The organism is Acidovorax radicis N35 (genome assembly GCF_000204195.1).
GTDB lineage: Bacteria > Pseudomonadota > Gammaproteobacteria > Burkholderiales > Burkholderiaceae_C > Acidovorax > Acidovorax radicis.
In genome coordinates this window covers 767,299-787,540 of the sequence record NZ_AFBG01000018.1, presented here as the reverse complement: position 1 = coordinate 787,540, position 20,242 = coordinate 767,299, and the positions used below count along the sequence as shown (strand labels likewise).

General features: G+C 65.4%; 18 protein-coding genes and 1 pseudogene. 7 read left to right on the top strand and 12 right to left on the bottom strand.

Annotated elements, in window-relative coordinates; genetic code table 11:
* Positions 1 to 84: 84 nt before the first annotated feature.
* Positions 85 to 978 carry a hypothetical protein gene (locus ARADN35_RS0109320; protein WP_010461347.1) on the top strand — a complete coding sequence of 298 codons (894 nt, stop codon included), beginning with the start codon at positions 85 to 87 and terminating at the stop codon, positions 976 to 978.
* Entirely contained in the window at positions 975 to 3,368 is a 2,394-nt protein-coding gene (locus ARADN35_RS0109315) for an ATP-dependent DNA helicase (protein WP_010461346.1), read from the top strand. Before ARADN35_RS0109320 ends, ARADN35_RS0109315 begins: the two co-directional genes overlap by 4 nt.
* A gap of 76 nt (positions 3,369 to 3,444) precedes the next feature.
* Here the strand turns inward: ARADN35_RS0109315 and ARADN35_RS0109310 are convergent, their stop codons facing one another.
* Positions 3,445 to 4,959, bottom strand: a complete 1,515-nt coding sequence (locus ARADN35_RS0109310) for a tripartite tricarboxylate transporter permease (RefSeq protein ID WP_010461345.1) — start codon at positions 4,957 to 4,959, stop codon at positions 3,445 to 3,447.
* Positions 4,960 to 4,969: 10 nt separating this feature from the next.
* Complete coding sequence (locus ARADN35_RS0109305) at positions 4,970 to 5,392, bottom strand: tripartite tricarboxylate transporter TctB family protein (RefSeq protein ID WP_010461343.1); 423 nt, start codon at positions 5,390 to 5,392, stop codon at positions 4,970 to 4,972.
* Positions 5,393 to 5,499: 107 nt separating this feature from the next.
* On the opposite strand from ARADN35_RS0109305, the gene ARADN35_RS0109300 reads away from it, so the two are divergent.
* The 5 genes from ARADN35_RS0109300 to ARADN35_RS0109280 all read left to right on the top strand — a co-directional run bounded on the left by ARADN35_RS0109300 (position 5,500) and on the right by ARADN35_RS0109280 (position 10,133).
* On the top strand, positions 5,500 to 6,198 hold the full coding sequence (locus ARADN35_RS0109300) for a response regulator transcription factor (protein WP_010461342.1): 699 nt from the start codon (positions 5,500 to 5,502) through the stop codon (positions 6,196 to 6,198).
* On the top strand, positions 6,167 to 7,618 hold the full coding sequence (locus tag ARADN35_RS0109295) for a sensor histidine kinase (protein ID WP_050812470.1): 1,452 nt from the start codon (positions 6,167 to 6,169) through the stop codon (positions 7,616 to 7,618). Before ARADN35_RS0109300 ends, ARADN35_RS0109295 begins: the two co-directional genes overlap by 32 nt.
* 86 nt (positions 7,619 to 7,704) lie before the next feature.
* Positions 7,705 to 8,319, top strand: a complete 615-nt coding sequence (locus tag ARADN35_RS0109290; RefSeq protein WP_010461338.1) for a hypothetical protein — start codon at positions 7,705 to 7,707, stop codon at positions 8,317 to 8,319.
* Between the two features lie 339 nt (positions 8,320 to 8,658).
* Positions 8,659 to 8,991 carry a metal-sulfur cluster assembly factor gene (locus tag ARADN35_RS0109285; RefSeq protein WP_010461336.1) on the top strand — a complete coding sequence of 111 codons (333 nt, stop codon included), beginning with the start codon at positions 8,659 to 8,661 and terminating at the stop codon, positions 8,989 to 8,991.
* Between the two features lie 59 nt (positions 8,992 to 9,050).
* Positions 9,051 to 10,133: a hypothetical protein gene (locus ARADN35_RS0109280; RefSeq protein ID WP_010461334.1), complete on the top strand. Its 1,083-nt coding sequence runs from the start codon at positions 9,051 to 9,053 to the stop codon at positions 10,131 to 10,133.
* Positions 10,134 to 10,216: 83 nt separating this feature from the next.
* Here ARADN35_RS0109280 and ARADN35_RS0109275 read toward each other — a convergent pair whose 3' ends face one another.
* The 10 genes and pseudogenes from ARADN35_RS0109275 to ARADN35_RS0109225 all read right to left on the bottom strand — a co-directional run bounded on the left by ARADN35_RS0109275 (position 10,217) and on the right by ARADN35_RS0109225 (position 20,145).
* Positions 10,217 to 10,447, bottom strand: coding sequence for a hypothetical protein (locus ARADN35_RS0109275; protein ID WP_010461332.1), 231 nt, complete (start codon positions 10,445 to 10,447; stop codon positions 10,217 to 10,219).
* Positions 10,448 to 10,577: 130 nt separating this feature from the next.
* A complete protein-coding gene (locus tag ARADN35_RS0109270) occupies positions 10,578 to 10,826 on the bottom strand; it encodes a hypothetical protein (RefSeq protein ID WP_010461330.1) in 249 nt (82 codons plus the stop codon).
* 254 nt (positions 10,827 to 11,080) lie between these two features.
* Positions 11,081 to 11,944, bottom strand: a complete 864-nt coding sequence (locus tag ARADN35_RS0109265) for an IPTL-CTERM sorting domain-containing protein (protein WP_159103185.1) — start codon at positions 11,942 to 11,944, stop codon at positions 11,081 to 11,083.
* A gap of 558 nt (positions 11,945 to 12,502) precedes the next feature.
* Positions 12,503 to 13,420: pseudogene (locus tag ARADN35_RS26110) on the bottom strand (CysB family HTH-type transcriptional regulator); the annotation flags it as partial.
* Between the two features lie 185 nt (positions 13,421 to 13,605).
* Positions 13,606 to 14,946, bottom strand: a complete 1,341-nt coding sequence (locus ARADN35_RS0109250) for a sulfatase family protein (protein WP_010461322.1) — start codon at positions 14,944 to 14,946, stop codon at positions 13,606 to 13,608.
* A complete protein-coding gene (locus ARADN35_RS0109245) occupies positions 14,943 to 16,037 on the bottom strand; it encodes an ABC transporter substrate-binding protein (protein WP_029413774.1) in 1,095 nt (364 codons plus the stop codon). The genes ARADN35_RS0109250 and ARADN35_RS0109245 overlap by 4 nt, the downstream gene beginning before the upstream one ends.
* A 38-nt stretch (positions 16,038 to 16,075) precedes the next feature.
* Entirely contained in the window at positions 16,076 to 16,909 is an 834-nt protein-coding gene (locus ARADN35_RS0109240) for an ABC transporter ATP-binding protein (RefSeq protein ID WP_010461319.1), read from the bottom strand.
* A 144-nt stretch (positions 16,910 to 17,053) separates the two neighbouring features.
* Positions 17,054 to 17,857: an ABC transporter permease gene (locus tag ARADN35_RS0109235; protein ID WP_035196913.1), complete on the bottom strand. Its 804-nt coding sequence runs from the start codon at positions 17,855 to 17,857 to the stop codon at positions 17,054 to 17,056.
* 13 nt (positions 17,858 to 17,870) lie between these two features.
* Positions 17,871 to 18,749 carry an ABC transporter permease gene (locus tag ARADN35_RS0109230; protein ID WP_010461317.1) on the bottom strand — a complete coding sequence of 293 codons (879 nt, stop codon included), beginning with the start codon at positions 18,747 to 18,749 and terminating at the stop codon, positions 17,871 to 17,873.
* Positions 18,750 to 19,041: 292 nt separating this feature from the next.
* Entirely contained in the window at positions 19,042 to 20,145 is a 1,104-nt protein-coding gene (locus ARADN35_RS0109225; RefSeq protein WP_029413771.1) for an ABC transporter substrate-binding protein, read from the bottom strand.
* Between the last annotated feature and the right edge of the window lie 97 nt (positions 20,146 to 20,242).

Here is a 20,242-nt window from a genome sequence, read left to right as displayed (position 1 = left end):
CTCCACCCCATGACGGCGCTGCCCTCCCCCACCCCGTCCTCCCCACCCCCCATCCAACTCACCCGCTTCCACCGCACGCGCCTCATGCAAATCTGGCGCTCTGCGGGTTGGCCGTGCAAGGACGCGCTGGAGATTGACCTGCTGGCCGCGCAGTTGGTGGCGCTGCATGTGTCGCCCGAGGGGTTCGAGTCGCTGCGGCTTACCGATGAAGGCATTCGCACCCTGGCCATCGCGCGCCAGCGCGGTGTGCGGGCTCTGAGCACGCACGACCGGCTGGCGGCAAAGTTTGCCGAGCACCTGCTGGCGGCGGGGCGCATCGTGTGGCGGGAGTTGTCGCTGCGTGCGGTGGTGGATGGGCCGGCGCCGCAGCCGCCTGCCAACCCGCTGGATACCGCCGCGGCCACCGCACCAACCGGCAGCACCACCAGCATCAGTAGCACTACCCAGCGCCACAACACTCCGCTGTGGAGCGAAGACACCGACACCCCCGCCACCCGCGCCGCGGCCAATGTGTGGCGCATGGCGCGGCCCGATCTCTTCTCGGTGCGCAACACCACGGTGCCGGCCTACTTGCAGCCGATGGTGCATGAGGTCAAGGCGAGCCGGGCCGACCTGCTGTCGGACCTGCGGCACGACGCCAAGCGGCAGGCCTACCAGTGGCTGTGCGAGGAGTGCTATTACGTGTTCCCGGCGGGTGTGGCGGAGGTGGACGAGATCCCCGAGCACTTTGGCGTGTGGGTACTGCACGGCGGGCTGGACGATGGTGATGGGGGCCGCTTTGAGCTGCTGCGGCCCGCGCGGCATGCCACCTGCGCCCTGCCCTTTGCAGTGTGGATGGCGCTGTGCAAGGCCACGCCAATGCGCAGCGAGGCGGAGCTGGCGCAGGCGCACCTGGGCGAACCGGGCGCGGGGGACGCTGCGGCGGATGAGCTGCTGCCGCCCGACGACAGCCCCCCGCCCTGCACCGAGGCCCCATGACCTACACCGTGGCGGTGCGGGAGCTGTGTGAGTTCACCGCCAAACAGGGCGACCTGGACCTGCGCTTCACGCCCGCCCCCACAGCACTCGAAGGCATAGCCGGCCATGGCGTGGTGGCCGCGCGCAGGGGCAAGGGCTACCGGGCCGAGGTGGCGCTGAGCGGTAGCTACCAGACGCTGCAGGTGCGCGGCCGTGCCGACGGCTACGACCCAGTCCAGCAACGCATCGACGAGGTCAAGACCTTCAAGGGGCGGCTCGACCGCCAGCCCGCATCACACCGCCACCTGCACTGGGCGCAGGCCAAGGTGTATGGCTGGCTGCTGTGCCAGCAAGAGCGGCTGGCGCACATCGACGTGGTGCTGGTGTACTTTGACATCGGCTCGCAGAAGGAGACTGTGTTTTCCGAGCACTGCACCGCCGACGAACTGCGCGAGCACTTTGAGGCGCAGTGCCAGCGCTTTTTGGCGTGGGCCGAGCAGCAGGTGGCGCACCGCACGGCGCGCGATGCGGCGCTGGGCGCGCTGGTGTTTCCGTTTGGCGGCTTTCGTGCGGGGCAGCGCCCGCTGGCCGAGGCCGTGTACAAGGCGGCCACCGGTGGCCGCTGCCTGCTGGCCCAGGCGCCCACGGGCATTGGCAAGACCATGGGCACGCTGTTCCCGCTGCTCAAGGCGGCGCCGGCGCAGCAGCTCGACAAGGTGTTCTTTCTGGCTGCCAAAACCTCGGGCCGGCAGACCGCGCTGGACGCACTGGCGCGCCTGGCCGACAGCGCGCCCACGCTGCCGCTGCGCGTGCTGGAGCTGGTGGCGCGCGACAAGGCCTGCGAGCACCCCGACAAGGCCTGCCACGGCGAGTCGTGCCCGCTGGCGCAAGGCTTTTACGACCGGCTGCCCGGGGCGCGCACTGCGGCGCTGCAGGCTGCGCGCAGCGGTGCGGCGTCGGCGTCGGCGGAAGTGGCCCGGGGTGCGGCAGAGGCAGCGGCACCGAATGCCCCGCCCCATCACCACCACAGCGTGCCGCTGCACCAGGCACAGGTGCGCGACGTGGCGCTGGCCCACCGGGTGTGCCCCTACTACCTCAGCCAGGAGCTGGCCCGCTGGGCCGACGTGGTGGTGGGCGACTACAACTACTACTTTGACTTTGGCGGCCTGTTGCACGGGCTGACGCAGGCCAACCAATGGCGCGCCGGGTTGCTGGTGGACGAGGCCCACAACCTGGTGGAGCGCGGCCGCAAGATGTACAGCGCCGAACTGCGCCCCGACACGCTGGCGGCGGCCCGCACATCGCCCGCTGCCAGCCGCCACCCCGCGTTGAAAAAGGCGCTGGACAAGGTGCGCCGCTGCTGGGTGGCGCTCGACAAAGCGCAGGCAGCAGACTATGCCGTGTACGACGCCTTTCCGGAGGCGCTGCTGGGCGCATTGCAGCAGTGCGGCACCACGCTGTCAGACCACTTTTCCGACCACCCGGCCGACCTTGATGTGGCGCTGCAGACCTTCTACTTCGAGGCGATGCACATCACGCGCCTGGCCGAGCTGCTGGATTCGAACTCGCTGGTGGACATTGCCCGGCCTGCAGCGCACACATCGCACCTGTCGCGCCCGGGAAGCGCCGCCGCCAAGCCCGGCAGCGCCACGGTGTACATCCGCAACGTGGTGCCCGCGCCTTTTCTGCAACCCCGGCTGGAGGCCGCGCACACCAGCACGCTGTTTTCGGCCACGCTGCAGCCTGCGCGCTACTACGCCGACCTGCTGGGCTTGCCCGATCAGCATGTGTGGGTGGACGTGGAGTCGCCGTTTGAGAGTGCGCAGCTCAAGGTGCAGGTGGCGCGCCACATCTCCACGCGCTATGCAGACCGCTACGCCTCGCTGGCGCCGATTGCCGAGCTGATGGCGCAGCAGTTCAATGCGCGGCCGGGCAACTACCTGGCGTTTTTCAGCAGCTACGAATATCTGCAGCAGGTGGCCGATGGGTTTGCGCGGCGGCACCCGCACCTGCCGCACTGGCGCCAGTCGCGCCGCATGCTCGAAGCGGAGCAGCGGCAATTTCTGGAGCGTTTTACCGACACCAGCGAAGGCATTGGTTTTGCCGTGCTGGGCGGCGCGTTTGCCGAGGGTATCGACCTGCCGGGCCGGCGGCTGATTGGCGCGTTTCTGGCCACGCTGGGCCTGCCGCAGGTCAACCCCGTCAACGAGCAGATTCGCCAGCGCACGCAGGCACTGTTTGGGGAAGGGTATGACTACACGTACCTCTACCCCGGGCTGCAAAAGGTGGTGCAGGCCGCAGGCCGGGTGATCCGCACGCCCAGCGACGAAGGCGTGGTGCACCTGATGGACGACCGGTTCGGGCGGGCTGAAGTGCGCATGCTGCTGCCCGGATGGTGGAAGGTGGAGTGATCTACAAAAAAGGCCGCTCGCCCTGGGGCGACCGGCCTTGCAAGACTGCGAAGCAGCCAACAGAGAGAGTCAATCGTCAGGTTGCGGCGGGCTCTGCCACCACCAGCTGCTTGGCCCTGCCGCGCTGGCGGAAGAACACAAAGGTCTGCCACAGGATGAATGCAACGATCAGGCTGATCAACGTGCCGCTGATGGGCCGGTTGATGAACACATCGAAGCTGCCGCGCGACAGCAGCATGGAGCGGCGGAAGTTCTCCTCCAGCATGGGGCCCAGGATGAAGCCCAGCATCAGCGGTGACGGGTCCATCTCCAGCCGCATGAAGAGGTAGCCCAGCGCCCCGAAGGCCACGGTGATGAACACGTCGTCCAGGTTGTTGTTGATGCTGTAGGTGCCGATGCAGCAGAAGAACAAAATGGCCGGGAACAGCACGTTGTACGGGATCTTGAACACCGACAGCCAGTAGCGCACCAGCGGCACGTTCAGGATGAGCAAAAAGCAGTTGCCGATCCACATGCTGGCCACCAGGCCCCAGAACAGCTCAGGGTGGCCGGCGATCATGTTGGGGCCGGGCTGGATGCCCTTGATGATGAACGCGGCCATCATCAGCGCCATCACCGCGTTCTCGGGGATACCGATGCTCATCAGCGGGATGAAGCTGGTGCGCGCGGCGGCCTCGTCGGCAGCGGCCTGGCCGGCCACGCCTTCGATGGAGCCGTTGCCGATCTCGTGCTTGTACTTGCTGACCTTCTTGTCCAGCGCGTAGGCCGCAAACTGCGCGATCACCGGGCCGCCGCCGGGCAGGATGCCCAGGATGGAGCCCACTACGCTGCCGCGCAGGGCGCTCGGGATGATGCGCTTGAACTCGGGCCATGTGGGGATGAGCTTGATCTTGCCGTTGAAGGGCGAGCGCTCTTCGCGGGCATCCAGGTTCTTGGTGATCTCGGCGATGCCAAAGCAGCCGAGCGCAATGCTCACGATGCCCACACCATCGGCCAGAAACGGCATGTCGAAGGTGAAGCGCGCCAGGCCGCTGTTGACGTCCGTACCGATCGAGCCCAGCAGCACACCCACCATGCACATGGCCAGGCCGTTGAGCAGGCTGCCCGTGGTCACAAAACTCACGCACACAAAGCCCACCAGCATCAGCGCGCAGTAGTCTGCCGGGCCGAACAGGAAGGCCACCTCACCCAGGCTAGGGGCCAGAAACGCCAGCACCACAATGGCCACGGTGCCACCGATGAAACTGGAGACCCCCGCCGTGAACAGCGCCAGGCCCGTCTTGCCTTTGAGCGTCATCTGGTACCCATCGATACACGCCACGATGCTGCTGGCGTGCGGGATCTTCATGGTGATGGCGCTCACGCTGTCGCCGTATTGCGCCCCGTAGTAGATGCCGGCCAGCATGATGAGTGCGCCGGTGGTGTCGATGGAATACGTCAGCGGCAGCAACAGGCTGATGGTGGCCAGCGGGCCCAGGCCCGGCAGCAGTCCCACCAGGGTGCCCACGGTGCAGCCGAGGGCACAGAACATCAGGTTCTGCAGTGTGAGCGCGTGGCTGAAGCCGAACGCGAGGTTGTGGAGGACGTCCATGGTGATGACCTCAGTACAGCGGCAGGTTGACGCCCAGCAGCTTCTGGAACATGAAGGCAATGCCCACCAGCACCGCCGCGATCTTGAGATTGCGCACCACCGAGTACGACGTGCCTGCAAACCCCGAGCAGAACACCAGGAAGACGATGCCCGCGATCATGTTCACGAAGTGCGACAGCGCGGCAAAGCCGCACAGGCTGCCGAGGATGATGGCGATGTTGCGGTATTGAAAATCCATCGGCACGGGCGCCACCAGGCGCGCGCGCACCACGGTGATGCCCCCGATGGCAAAAAGTATGCAGCTGACGATGAACGGGAACAGCCCCGAGCCAGCGCGGCTGAGCGAGCCCAGCGAGTAGCCCATCGACGGCAGGCCAAAGCCCAGCGCCAGGGCCATGAGGGCAAAGCCTCTGACCAGATTGCGATTGATCATGAAAAGTCTGTCTCCTGAAACGTTATGCTGGTGGACTATCCCCATCGAACCTGATCGCTGGCTGATCTGGGCCATGCGTAATTTCACGTAGAACGTAGAGCCGACCCATGCGCCTCCTCCTGGTGGAAGACGATCCCGTGTTGAGCCGCACCATGGCGCACGGCCTTGAAAACGCAGGCCACCGCGTCGAGCTGGCCCACACCATCGAAGAAGCCCAGCACTGGTGGGCCGTGCAAGCCTTTGACGCCGTGCTGCTGGACCTCAACCTGCCCTATGCCACACACGCTCGCAGCGGCCTGGGCAGCGGTTTGACGGCTTTGCGCTGCGCCCGTGCACGCGGCGACCGCACGCCGGTGCTGGTGCTCAGCGCGCGTGACAGCACCGAAGAACGCATTGCCGGGCTGGATGCAGGCGCCGACGACTACCTGGGCAAGCCCTACGAACTCAAGGAAGTGGAAGCCCGCCTGCGCGCCCTGCTGCGCCGCGCCAGCGGCACGGCCGACCTGGTGACCGTGGGCCAACTGGCGCTGGACCGCCTGGCGCGCCGCGTCAGCGTGGCGGGGCAACCGCTGGAGCTGCCCGCGCGGGAGTTCGACCTGCTGTGGGAGCTGATGACGCCCCCCGGCCGCGTGCTGAGCAAAGCCGACCTGTCCTCGCGCCTGTCCGATGCGGGCGAGGTGCTGGGCGAAAACGCACTGGAGGCCTCGTTTTCGCGCTTGCGGCGCAAGATCGCGGGCAGCGGCGCCGCGATCCGCACCCTGCGCGGGCTGGGTTATGTGCTGGAGGACGAGGCAACCAGTGCCTAGCGCCAGCCAGGCACTCGGGCGCCAGCCGCCCGCCCTGCGCCAGCGCATCGGGCGCCGCGTGTTGTTGTCACTGGTACTGATCTGGGGACTGGGCAGCGCCGTGGTTCTGGGCGTGGGCAACCATTTTGTGGCCCAGGCCTTTGACCGTGCGCTGCTGGACGACGCCCATGCGCTGGCGGCCCACGTGCGCGGCGGGAGCCCAGGGGCCGACGCGCTGCGGCTGGACCTGACCCCGCGCGAGGTGGGCCTGCTGCGCTTTGACCAAAGCGAGACCGTGTGGTTTGCTGTGTATGGGCCCGAAGGCATCTTCATCGCGGGCGACCACGACCTGGCGGCGGGCAACGTGGCCCCGGGCAGCACCCACGCGTTTTCGCAGCTCGCGCATCAAGGGCGCGAACTGCGCCGCGTGAGCCTGCACATTGCAGGCTCCCCCTCCTTCACGGTGGTCATGGCGCAAACCACGGCCGAGCGCACACAGCTGCTGCGCAGGCTGCTGGTGTATTCAGGCCTGGCCCAGCTGTGGCTGCTGGTGGTGCTGGGCTCATGGCTGTTGCGTGGCATCGAACGCGACCTGCGGCCACTGACCACGCTGCAGGATGCGGTGGACCAGCGCGACGCCGCCGACCTGCAGCCCCTGCCACAGGCGCTGACGCAGCAGGCAGGCACCCGCGATGTTCAACGCCTGAGCATGGCCCTGGATGGCCTGCTGGCGCGGGTGCAACACAGCCTGCATGCGCAGCGCGAGTTCGCCGGCAACGTGGCGCACGAGCTGCGCACGCCCCTGGCGGGTATCCGCGCCCAGGCCGCCCATGCGCTGGCACAGGACGACCCCGCCATCTGGCGCAGCGAACTCGAAGGCATCAAGCAGGCCGAACAGCGGGCCAGCCGCACGGTGGACCAGCTTCTCGCGCTGGCACGCGCGGCCGAAGGCGGCATTGCGCTGACGCTGCAGACGATCGCGCTCAACGCCCTGGTGCGCGATGTACTTCTGCGCTTTTTATCGCGCGCAGACGCCCTGGGCGTAGACCTGGGGGCCGAAGGCCTGGAGCAGACCGTGGAGGTGCGCGCCAGCGCGGCCCTCATGGAAGGCATCTTGAACAACCTGCTGGACAACGCGCTGCGTTATGGGCGCGGCAACACGCCCCGCATCACCGTCGCACTGCAGGTGCGGGGCGAGCACGTGGTGCTGAGCGTGGCCGACAACGGCCCCGGGGTGGACGCTGCACTGGCGCAGCGCCTGCTGCAGCGCTGGGCACAAGGCGACCAGGGCGTGCGCCTGGGCCAGGGTGCGGGGCTGGGGCTGTCCATCGTGGCGCGCTACGCGCAGCTGATGGGCGGACGGCTGGCACTGGACCCGGCACAAGACGGCCCAGGGCTGGTCGCCAGCGTCTGGCTGCCACACGCCCGGCCGGCAGACTGAGTGGCCGGCGGGAATGGCGGCGGCGGCGGCGGCAGCAGCAGCAGCGACAGACCGGCACTTGACGCACATCAAGACCGCGCACCCCCATGAGCCGCCACAATCACCCCGTGCCCCACATCCCCCGCCCTTCCTCCGCGTCGCCATCCACGGCCCTCCACCACTGGCCACAGTTCGCCAAAGGGTCTGTGGGCCTATCGGTCCTGGTGCTGACAGCCCTGGTACTTTCGGGGTGTGATCGGGCTGGCGAGATCCCTGCAACATCCAGCACTGCCGAGGCTGATTTCGGCACCCTCGTGGCAGCATGTACACAGTTCCTCGCCGCGCGCGAACCCCATGTGCGCCCCGGCGGCAGCGGCGAATGGACCAAGACTGGCCACAGCCCCGCCCTGGTACAGCGCGAAATCAACCGCACCGAATCGCCCGTCACACCCTACGTCGGCAAGATCGTCATCAGGGACAACGAAGCCCAGGCCACGGCCACCACCGAGGCCGCCGCACAGGCCATCACCCTGACCCCCGCGCACCTGCTGTCCAACCGCACCCACACCTTCATCTACAGCTTTGACGGCAAGCTGTGGCGTTGGCAAAACGGACAGCGACTGACCAAGATTCCGGGACAGAACGACAGCACGGTGGCGCTGACGCTGGCGGACGTGGATGCGGCGGGGCCGAAGGGCTTCGCGGGGTGCGTGCCGCGTTGAGTCGCAGAAAGAATGCTATTAAATTAATAGCTATTAACGCTTATTGATAAAGCGCCAGAGACTGATTTCATTCATATTTTTCACTTTGAGTTTGCATTGCATTGCAAGTGCTGCGCGCCATTGATCTCCTGGCGTGCTTGCAAAGGTCTCTGTGTTCGATTCGAATCAATAGTGCGTCCAAGCTGACTTCCTTTCAGGAGCCACAATGTTCCAGCCCACCGCCTCCCCACCAATGGCCTCTGCAGGCGCTCATTCAGCGCCTACACAAGCAGGCGCCACAGCCATTCTCCTGCTCGCGCTCACGGTGAAGAGTAAGCGCCAAGCAGTGCAGACATTGCCATGAGCCCATCACCTTTTCCGTACGACGGCCCAGAGGAGTTGCGCGCACCGATCCTTGCAGCGCTGCGCCGTGTGGTCGATCCCGAGGTAGCCATGAACGTGGTGGATGTGGGGCTGATCTACGGCGTCACCGTAGCGCAAGGAAAGCTGCATGCCCTGGTCACCATGACCTCTGCAGCGTGCCCCGTGACCGACGTGATCCTGGAAGAAATCGAAACCGAGCTCGACCGCGACATGCCACCGGAGTTGCTGATCCAGGTCGAGCTGGTCTGGGAGCCACCATGGACCACCGACCGCTTGAGCGAGGGCGCCAAGCGCTTCATGGGATGGTGACTCCTCCGGCGGGCTCACCTCCTGCCAGGCAACGCGCTGCATCCACCCGTGCCACCACCTTGGTCCCCATCCTCTTGATACTGGTGGCACTGGCGCTGCTGAGCGGCATCGCTGGAGGCCTGCTGCGAGCAGGTAGGGTGCTCTCTTTGCCCTTTCCGACGGGCCATTGGTTGGGCAACGCAGCGGTGAGCCACGGTGCACTGATGATTTGCGGGTTCATGGGCACCGTCATCGGTATCGAGCGGGCCGTTGCGGTCAAGCGGCACTCTGCCTGGCTGGCGCCGGTAGCCTCTGGTTTGGGAGGGCTGTGCCTGCTGGCCGGCCAGACGACTGCGGGGGCCTGGCTGCTCGCCGTGGCCGCAGTGGTTTTCGTGGGGGTCAATGTGGTGGTGGTTCATCGTCAGCGTGCGGCCCATACCATCTTGCTGCTCGCTGGCGCACTCGCCTGGCTCACGGGTAGCTTGTTGTTCCTGCGCCGGCCGGGGGACGCGTCCAGCGTGCCGTGGTGGTTTGCATTTCTGGTGATGACGATTGCCGCCGAGCGACTGGAAATGACGCGGTTAATGCGCCGGCGCCCGGGTGCACAGCTTTCGCTGGGGCTGCTCCTGGGTGCGATGGCTGTGGGTGCAGCGCTGTCAGCGTTCTCACCGCGGGCGGGCGGGGTGCTCTACGGTTTTTCGTTGTTTTTCCTGGCCCTGTGGCTTGGCATTTTTGACATCGCACGCCGCACCGTGCTGGCCCAGGGCTTGGCGCGTTTCATGGCCGTGTGCTTGCTGGGCGGCTACGTTTGGCTGGCGGTTGCCGGGTTGGCCTGGACGGGCACAGCGCTGGGCCTTCCGCTGCGGGATGCCGCACTGCACGCGCTGGGGCTGGGGTTTATCGTGAGCATGATGATGGGGCACGCTCCGGTCATCCTCCCCGCCATTGCCCGCATCAAGCTTCAATTCGGCTCACTGTTCTATGTGCCGCTGGCGGCCCTGCATCTTTCACTGATCGTGCGGTTGGGCATCGGTCTGTACGACCCTGCGTGGCGGGGCACCGGTGCCCTGCTCAACGCCGTAGCCATTGGCTTGTTTGCTGCCACAGTGGTCGGGGCCGCAGTGTTCTGGCACATGCGCCACCGCCCACAACCAGCTGTGTGACGAAGTTGTGGCCATCCCTGGCGGCACGTGGCCAGGGGCGAAGGCTGCGGAGTGAACACGTTGAGGACAAGCGCCCCTCTCATCTATTTGGACGGGATGCGCAAGCGTTTCAACAAGCCGTCCACCATCAGCATCAGCAGCGCCCCCCGCAATGGATCCTGGCTATCTGTGACGTCTGTCAGGGAGCCATGGATGACCCAAATTGCCCGGCCATTGAAGTTGTAGTCGCTGCCTTGCAAGTGCCTCGCCAGAGTCTCGACTTCTTCGAAATCGTCCTCAGAAACGGTGTGATCGACAGTGATGGTGATGCTCATGGGGTCCTCAACAAACAAAGCGCTCGATGGAGCACGGAGGACTTTTTTGTGGTCAATAGCTGCAAGCTTGCGCCCGCCAGGGCGCGGGGCGACTCAGCGTTTTCTGTAGTCCTCGGGCATTGCCGCCTTGTTAGCTTAGCGAGCCCATGACCGAATCCGTGTCGGCCGTTATCGCCTCTACCACCAATAGATGCAGAAGCTTTTCACGAATCTTGTCCTCCGGGTCGATGACGACCACATCTGCCGCCTCACCACGAACAATTCCAAACTGCTGGTCTTCGAAGTTGGGGTCGGTTTTCTGAAGGAACTGCGTCAATGCTACGATGCGCGTGAATGCGTCATCCGGCACCGTTTGCGCAACGGTGATCTTGATACACATAGCTGACCTTGGTTCTGGAGTTGCTAAAACCGGGGGCGAAGAGACCCAGCTCCAGTGGTCATCGATGCTTTGCCCAGCATGCGCTTATTTCATGGCCGTGGATATGGGCGTGGTCCTACATCGGCAAGTTGCTGGTGGCGCGAAATATGCAACGCGGTAGGGCGTGCTGGAGCCTGAGATTGCCGGCAGCCCCAACACCTGCATCGTGGCCCTTTGCGCCAGCGTGGGCATGGCGGCAAGCCGGTGCGTCGCGTCTAGGGCCGTCGCCGCCGAAGGGCACAGATACCGCCAATCGCCAAGAGTGCAGACATCACCACCGAAGCCCATTCAGACAGGGTGGGAATGGATGCGACGATCACCCCTGGCGGCGCAACCCCGACCCGCAGGGTGTACGAGTCGGAGGACGGCCCGCTGCCCCACGTCCAGGTGTAGTCGCCAGGGGTCAAGCCCAGGGTTGCAAGGGTGGCGGCAGACCAGCTGGCTGACGAACTGAGTGGATCACCTGCAACATAGGCCTGGGGCACAAACAATGCCAGCGCGCCAAAAAGCCCCACCATGTCGCCGCTACCCCCATCTGCATTTGTCAGACCGCCCGGGCCAAAAGATGCGGGCCCGTTCAGCGGACCAAATGCCTGGATGGATGCCCCGGGCGTTCCCACGCGCAATATCGCGCTGACGGGAATGACCAATGGGGTCACGGACAAAGCCCCCAGCGCTCCCAGCGACGTCGTATCGAGTGTCCCTGCTCCACTTGCCACGACGTTACCGCCGCTCTCATAGATGTAGGTCGTGTAGACAGCATGCGCGTTGCAGCAAGCCAGCAGCAAAGCAGCGGCCAAAGCCTTGAAGATTTTCATTTCCATCCCTTTTGCGCACGTTTGTAACACGCTGCCATGGATTTCACGCATCAAACTTGGCCGCTCAAGACTATGAGCGTATGCGCCCACTGCGCGACCGTTTCCAACACCCAGCGCATGGTCAACCCAGCGTCCCAAAGGCTGTGCACCAGCGTCAGCCGCAAGGGCGCCTTGTGGGGTCTGGCGGTCTTCGACGAGAATGGCAACAGGGTGCACCGCAAAACATGCCGGGCGCACCCGTTGAAGAACGCGTTTCCTCATTCCGTCCAACGCCATTGACCAGCATGTAGGCAGTCACCCGGTGAAGTGTTTCTCCCGGGGGATGTTCGAGCCCAGTTTGTCTTACTCTAAATCCTACCTATGGCGACCAAAACCATGCAATCAAAGGACGCTGCCATCTCCGATGTCCTGAATCAGAACGTCGAAGCGGCCGAGCAGATCAAAGCTGCTGCAAGCGAATTGGAAGTGGTTCATGCCGTGCTGTCCACCAAAGTGCAGCCCAAGGCTGCTGAGGGCGATCTGCAGGCCGCAGTCGAACGGACGGCGGAGATCGAACAACAGCTCAGTGAGACGGCACAGGCACTGGACAAATCCAACGAGATGCTGCGAGAGATTGATGCAAACCAGGGCGCAAGCACGCCCGCCAAGAAATAGCCCCCGGGACCCGTTCCCCTGAATAGGGCCTGCGGGGAGACCGGTCCCCGTCTGTGCCACATCCTCTCGGGCCGGGCAGGCCCTAGGTGTACCGTAGCGGCCGGGGAACAGCTCCCCTAAATACCCCCTGCCCTCCTCCGCATCTGCAGAGCGATAGCCGCCCTGCTGCACCGCTTTCTCCACCGCCTCCCGCGTCAACGTGGGCACAAAACTTTCGATGAAGTGGTAAGCGTAGCCACGCAGCCAGGCGCCACGGCGCAGGCCCAGGCGGGTCAGGTTGACCTCGAACAGGTGGCCCGCGTCGATCAGACGCAGGTGGCGGTCGCGCTCGGCGTCCACGGCAATCGAAGCGACGATGCCCACGCCCATGTCCAGCTCCACATAGGTCTTGATCACGTCGGCATCCATGGCGGTGAGCACGATGTCGGGGGCGATGCCCTCGCGGGCAAAGGCCTCGTCGATGTGCGCGCGGCCCGTGTAGCCCAGCTCGTAGGTGATGATGGGGTACTGCGCCAACTGCTCCAGCGTCACCGGTCCCTCCAGCTCCAGCAGAGGGTGGCCCGGGGGCACGACGATGCTGTGGGTCCAGCGGTAGCATGGCAGCGTGACCAGTGCGTCATAACCCGCCAGTGCCTCGGTGGCCACGCCGATGTCAGCCTCGCCGCTGAGCAGCATCTCGGCCACCTGGCGCGGGGAGCCCTGGTGCAGGTGCAGCGACACCTGCGGAAACAGCGCCCGGAAGTCGCGCACCACCTGGGGCAGCGCATAACGCGCCTGCGAGTGTGTGGCCGCCACCGACAGCCGGCCTGTGGCGCTGTCGCTGAAATCCTGGCCCGCGCGCTTGAGGTTGTCGGCCTCCAGCAACAGGCGCTCCACCGTGGGCAGCAGCGCCTCGCCGGGTGGCGTGAGGCCCGTCAGGCGCTTGCCCGCACGCACAAAAATCTCCACGCCCAGTTCTTCTTCCAGTTCGCGGATCTGGCGGCTGACGCCAGGTTGCGAGGTGTGCAGCATGTGGGCCACTTCGGTCAGGTTAAAGCCGCGCCGCACGGCTTCGCGCACGGAGCGCAGTTGCTGAAAGTTCATAGAAGCCCGTCAGAGAGAAAGAAGGTGACCGCCACTGCAGCGCCCGGTGAGGGTGGGTGCGGATGGCGGCCAGAGGGCACACCGGTCATTTGCAGCACGTCAAACACTATATTTTTGATAGCTACTAGCGCTTACCCATCAAGCGCCAGGGCCAATTTTTATTGATTTTTTGCAGGTAGGAATGTTCACATCCCCCGCTGGCTCAGGTCGGGGGCATAGCGATCGGCCTGGATGTCGGGCGACAGGCCGTGGGTGACGACCTCGTCGGTGATCGACAGGAACTGCGCGTTCCACTGTTCCCACGCCGCGCGCAGGCGCTCGAACACCTCGGGGTGCTTGTGGCGCAGGTTGGCGCGCTCCAGCGTGTCGTCCTCCACGTCGAACAGGAACTCGTTGTCGTTGATCTTGAGGTACTTGAAACGGCCCTCGCGCACGGCGCGCTGGCGTTGCGACTTGTAGCGCCAGAACAAGGTGCGCGGGTGCACACGGGCATGGCCCTCCAGCACGGGCAGGATGTTCTCGCCGTCGGATGGGTAGTCGGCGTCGGGCGCCACGCCAGCCGCCGCCAGCAGTGTGGGCAACCAGTCCATGGTGGCGGTGACCTGGTCGCTCACCTGCGGCGCAATGCGTGCGGGCCAGCGCAGCAGCGTGGGCACACGGATGCCGCCTTCGAGCAGCTCGGTCTTCTGGCCAGTAAAAGGCCAGGTCTTGGAAAAACGCTCGCCGCCGTTGTCGCTGGTGAACACCACGATGGTGTTGTCCGCCAGGCCCTGCTCCTGCAGCGCGTGCAGCACCTGGCCCACGGCGCCATCGAGCGACCGCACCATCTTGCCGTAGGTATGCAGGTTGCCGCCGTCATAGTGAAAGAGGTCCTTGAGGCCCAGAGAGACCTCTTCGTCCTCGGGCCCCACCCAGGGCCAGTGCGGCGCGGTGAAGTGCAGCGACAAGAAAAATGGCTTGCTGCCGGCGCTGCGCCCGCGCAGCCAGCCCGATGCCTCGTCGGCCAGCAGCTGCGTGTAGTAGCCGACACGCTCCACCGGCACCTCGCCTTCGTACAAATCGCGCGGCACGGCTTCGCCCACGCCAGGCTTGTGCGTGAAGTAGTCGATCGCGCCGCCGTAGTTGCCAAAAAATCGGTTGTAGCCGCTCTTGAGCGGGCCGAACGTGGGCAGGCTGCCCAGGTGCCATTTGCCGATCAGCGCGGTGTCGTAGCCCGCATTGCGCAGCAGCGAGGGCAGCGTGGGGTGCTCGGGCGGCAAGCCATGCACATGGGCCTTGCGCACCAGGGGTTCCTCCAGCCCGCCGCGCAGCCGGTACTGGTAGCGCCCAGTGATGAGCGCAAAGCGCGTGGCCGAGCACACGGCCGAGTTGGCATAGGCCTGCGTGAAGCGCACGCCCTCGCCCGCCAGCGCATCCAGGTGCGGCGTGCTGAAGTCGGCCTGGCCATACACGCTCAGGTCCGCCCAGCCCAGGTCGTCGGCCAGAATGAAGACGATGTTGGGCGGTTGCAAGGGCTTGTTGGTCATGCCGCGCCCTTGGCTTTGCCTTGCGCGTCCTGCGCAGACCAATGGCGCTCCAGCTTCAGGTCGCGCAGCGCCTGTTGCGCAAAACGCGGCTCGAACCAGGCGTTCACGTCAAAGCCCTGGCGGATGAGGTTGAGCTTGAGGCCATCGTCCACCACACCCTGGTAGCCTGCCACCAGCGCCTCGTCGATAAGCGGCGAGAACCGGCTGGCCAGCTGCTCGCCCTCGAACTCGGCACGCACGCCGATCTCAGGGGCGCCGCTGTGGTCCACCACCAGCTTGATGTAGGCCTCGCGGTGGGACTCCTGGGAGGCCCAATGGGCACTGCGCACCACCTGGTGCACCAGGCGCTGCGCCAGCTGTGGGCTGCCGGTGATGAAGTCCTGCGTGGCCAGCACACCCGCGTTGATGGTGAACGCAGGCCCGCGCCCCTTGGTGCTCAGCGGGATGTTCACGCCCTTGTCGCGCAGCAAGAACAGGTCGGAGCCGCCAAAGGTCGCGTCGATCTCGCCCGCCACCACGGCGGCCTTGGAACTGGGCCAGTCCAGGTTGATGAGCTTGACGTCTTTTTCAGTGAGCCCGGCCGTGGCCAGCAGGTTGTCAAAGGGCCGCTGGTAAGCCGTGCCCTTGAGCACCGACACCTTGCGCCCCTTGAGCTCGGCCACTGAGCTGATCTTCACGCCCGGCGCGGTGGCCAGATAGCTGTTGGAGCCGCGCCCCGTGGGCAGCAGGTAGCGTGTGGGCAGGCCGCGCGAGCGGCCAATGACCGAGGCCAGATCGCCCAGGAACACCACGTCCAGCTGCTTGGCCGACAGGGCCTCGGCCACAGCCGGGCCCGCCCCCCGGAAGAACTTCCAGTCCACCGTGATGCCGTCCTTGGCGAACTCTTCTTCGAGCCACCGGTTGGCATGCGCCACCGCCAGCGCGCTGCTGCCAGGCGAAGGCTTGTTGGCCGTCCCCAGGTCGGGCGAACCGATACGGACGACTTTGGTCGGCGTCTGTGCACGCAGCACCATGGGCGCTGCGAGCGCGGCTGCGCCAGTGAGAAGGAGGGATCGGCGGGTGGAGAAAAATCCTGTGGGTTGTTGCGTCATGAAAAACTCTGGAACAAAAGGGGTTAGAAAAGAAGCGCTCAGACGGCAAACTGCCACTGCGAGGCGGGAGCAATCTGCTCGCCGCGCTTGAGCGGTGGCTCTGCCAGGTCGGCGGCGGGATGGGCTGAAAACTCTTTGAGCACGCCATCCTTGGCGGTGGTGAAGGCAAACGACGTGCGCTCACGCGGATGTGGCAAGTCCACCGGCACGATGCGGCGGATGCGGCCGGGGCGCGGCTCCATGACCACCACCTTGTTGCCCAGGTACACGGCCTCTTCCACGTCGTGGGTCACCAGGATCATGGTGATGCCTTCTTGTTGCCAGATGCGGTGCAGCTCTTGCTGCAGGTGGGCGCGGGTCATCGCGTCGAGCGCACCAAAGGGCTCGTCCAGCAGCAGGATGTCGGGCCGGTTGACCAGCGCCCGCGCAATGGCCACGCGCTGGGACATGCCGCCGGACAACTGGTGCGGGTAGGCCGTTTCAAAGCCTTGCAGGCCCACCAGTTCGATGTGCTCGCGCACCGTGGCGCGCTGCTGGCCTTCGGTCAGGCTGGAGTTGAGCAGGCCCAGCGCCACGTTCTTCTCGACCGTGAGCCAGGGGAACAGCCGGTGCTCCTGGAACACGATGCCCCGGTTGAGGCTGGTGCCCACAATGCGCTGGCCGCCCAGCAGGATCTCGCCCTGGTAGTCGCCCTCCAGGCCGATGACCAGGCGCAGCAGCGTGGACTTGCCGCAGCCGCTGGAGCCCACGATGCTCACGAACTCGCCGGGTTCGATGGTGAGGTGAATGTCCTGCAGCACGGGCAGGGCTTCGCCCTTGACCTCGTACTGCTTGTTCAGGCCGCGGATGGCCAGGGTGCCGGCGTGTGCCATGGTGTATTTCCTATTCGAATGACGTTGTTCTTAGCTATTGGTCGAGACTGGCGCGGCCGAGGCCAGTGCCGCCGGGGAACTGGCTTTGCCAGGCCCCTGGGGGCGTCCCCCTGAGGGGGATGGCGCGCAGCGCCTCAGGGGGCACTAGTACTGCGCCACGGTGCGGTCGCGCCACGCCAGCAGGCGCTTCTCCAGCGCGGCCAGCAGCCAGTTCAGCGCAAACCCCACCAGGCCCACCACCACCACGCCAAACAGCACCAGGTCCATCCAGAAGTGCTCGCGCCCGTCGATCAGCGTGTTGCCGATGCCCTTGCCCGAGGCCAGCAGGTATTCCGCCCCCAGCGTGGCCAGCCAGGTGTAGATGAGCGACAGCTGGATGCCCGTGAACAGCGAGGGCGCGGCCGCTGGCGCCACCACACGGCGCAGCGTCTGCCACACGCTGAACTCGTACACGCGGGCCACCTCCAGGTATTCGCGCGGCACGCTGCGCAGGCCCTCGAAGGTGTTGAGCACTACCGGGAAAAACGCGGCCATCGCGACAAAGGCGATCTTGGCCGCGTCGCCCAGGCCGAACCACATCGACAGCATCGGAATCCACGCAAACAGCGAGATCTGCTTGAGCGTGTGAAAAGTTGGGCCCACCAGCTGCTCGGCCCAGCGCGACCAGCCCAGCAACGCCCCCACCGCCAGCCCGATGCTGGAGCCGATCACAAACCCCCAGGCCATGCGCCAAAGGCTGGCCGACAGCGCAACCCACAGCTCGCCACTGGCCACCTGGCCCACGCCGCGCTGCCACACGGCCAGCGGCGACACCAGCAAGGGCGAGGTCGAACCACCCCACTCCACCGCTACCCACCACACCGCCAGGATCAGCGTGGGCAACACCCAGCCTCGCAGGCGCCGGGGCACCCTTTGAAACACGTTCAACGGCACGTTCAGAGAAGACATGTGCATACCCCGCTCACAGCCCCGGCTTGCGCCAGCGCAGCAGCCACGCCTCGGAGGTCGCCAGCAGCTTGTCGATCACAAAACCCACGATGCCCACGGCCAGCACGGCGGCCAGCACCACGTCGAGCTGAAAAAGCTGGCGGCCATAGACGATGAGGAAACCAATGCCCTCGGAGGACGCGAGCAGTTCCACCACCACCAGCGCCAGCCATGCATGGGTGAGGCCGTAGCGCACGCCGTTCCAGATGGGCGCCGTGGCCGCAGGGAACACCACCTTGCGCAGCATCTGCCAGCGCGTGAAACCATACACACGCGCCACCTCCACCAGCCGGTTGGGCACGTTCTGAATGCCCTGGCAGGTGTTGATGGCCACCGGCACCAGGGCCGCCTTGGCAATCAACAAAAACTTCAGCCCCTCGTCAATGCCCACCACCAGGATCAGCAGCGGCAGCCAGCCGATCACTGGCACCTGGCTGAAAGCCTTGAAAAGCGGGAAGACGTAGTCGCGGAACGTGGGCGAGAGGCCCATGGCACTGCCCAGCACCAGGCCCAGGGCCAGGCCAATGCCAAAGCCCGCAAACACGCGGACCATGCTGATGGTGAGGTGGTCCCACAGCTCGCCGCTGGCCAGCAGTTCGCCAAATACCTTGAACACGGCGGCCTGTGGCGGCAGCACCTGCTCGGGCACCCAGCCCCACACGGCCGACAACTGCCACAAGGCCAGCAGCGCCAGCGGGAAGGGCCAGGCCCACAACCAGCGCCATCGCCCGTTGGCGCTCTGCCGTGCCTCGGCCAGCGCCTGAGGCTGCGCCGGGCGCTTGCCGGCAGCCAGCTGCGGCGCCCCCCCTGCCCCACCGCCCTGTGGGGCGGCATTCAACGCCTGGATCGTCATTGCGAACATGTCCTTTCTTGCCCGTGCGCCCCTTGCACTTCCACTCTGGGGTGCAGACAAAGACACACACGCCTTAACAACAAAAATGAATGTAAAAGAAGTTTGTTATAAAAATAAATAGTTAATGCTTATATGCAATGACAAAGATGTTTGCGGCATGAGCTGCGGCCCGGGCGTTATGTAGCCAGCGTCCAGGGCCTGGCGCGCCGGGAAAAAAGAACCCGCCGCGCACACCGTGCGGGCGGGTTGTCAAAGGGCCTCTCTCACGCCCATCCCACTCCAAGAAAATCGATCAAAGTGCGGCCAGCTCTCCGTTGCTGCCGTACACGGGCCAGTAACCTTCAAGCTTCAATTCTTTGAGCGCGGCATCCAGGTAGCGGCGGTCAAACCAGCTGTCGATCTCGGGCTTCTTGCGGATGAGCTTGAGCTTGTGGGCCTCGTCTGCCGCATCCTTGTAGCGCGCCACCAGGAACGGGTCGAGCAAGGGCGACAAGCGCACCCGCAAGGGCTGGCCGATGAAATCCTCGCGCCAGACCTTCTCGGGGTATTCGGCCTTGCCCCACAGCGCAAACAGCTCGGCGCGGCGGTTCTCGTCGGAATATTTGTGTGCGTACTGCACCACGGTCTTAACCACCCGTGCGACCACCTGGGGGTGGCGGACGGCAAAGTCATCGCTCACCAGCAGGGCGGTCTGGCGCGTGTACTTGAAGGAGTCTTCCGACGCCGACCAGACCACCTTGGCCAGGCCCTGGTCACGCAGCCGGAACAGGCCCACGTAGCCAAAGGCCGCGTCCACGTCCTTGGCGATGAGCGCGGCATCCGCGCTGGGGAAGTCCAGGTTGACCAATTTCACATCGCGCTCGCTCAGGCCCTTGTCGGCCAGGGCGCGCACGGCCGCGAGGTGCAGGTTGGTGCCTTTGAATACCGCCACCTTGCGCCCCTTGAGGTCTTCCAGGCGCCGGATGGTCGAATCCGGCGGCACGGCCAGGTACAGCCCCCCGCGCACCCCGCTGCCCAGGATGATCTTGGTCTTCACGTCGCTGGCGCGGTGCACGATGGAGGGCAAGTCGCCCTGCCAGGCAAAGTCAAGCTGCTTGTTGACCAGGGCTTCGTTCACGGCGGGGCCCGCGCCCTTGAAGAAGGTCCACTGCACCTTCACCCCGTCTTTCCTGAACTCCTCCTCCAGCCCACTATCGGTATAGGCCAGCGCGGCCGAGGTACCGCCGTGCCGCACCGGGTCGCTGCCCACGCCACCAGTGGCAACGCCGATGCGGATCACCTTCAGTGGCTCGGGTGCCTGCGCGGCGGCACTGCCCAGCCAAAGCCCCAGTGTCGTGGCGGCGACCGCTGCCGCTGCGGCCCTGCGCAGCACTGCATTCCATCGCGGTTTTCTCATGTGTTGACCTTTCGTGCCTGTTGTCATGAATCGACAGCCACTCTAGGCAGGCCAGCCACCGCCACCAACGACCAAAAACAGATATGCAAATTTGCGC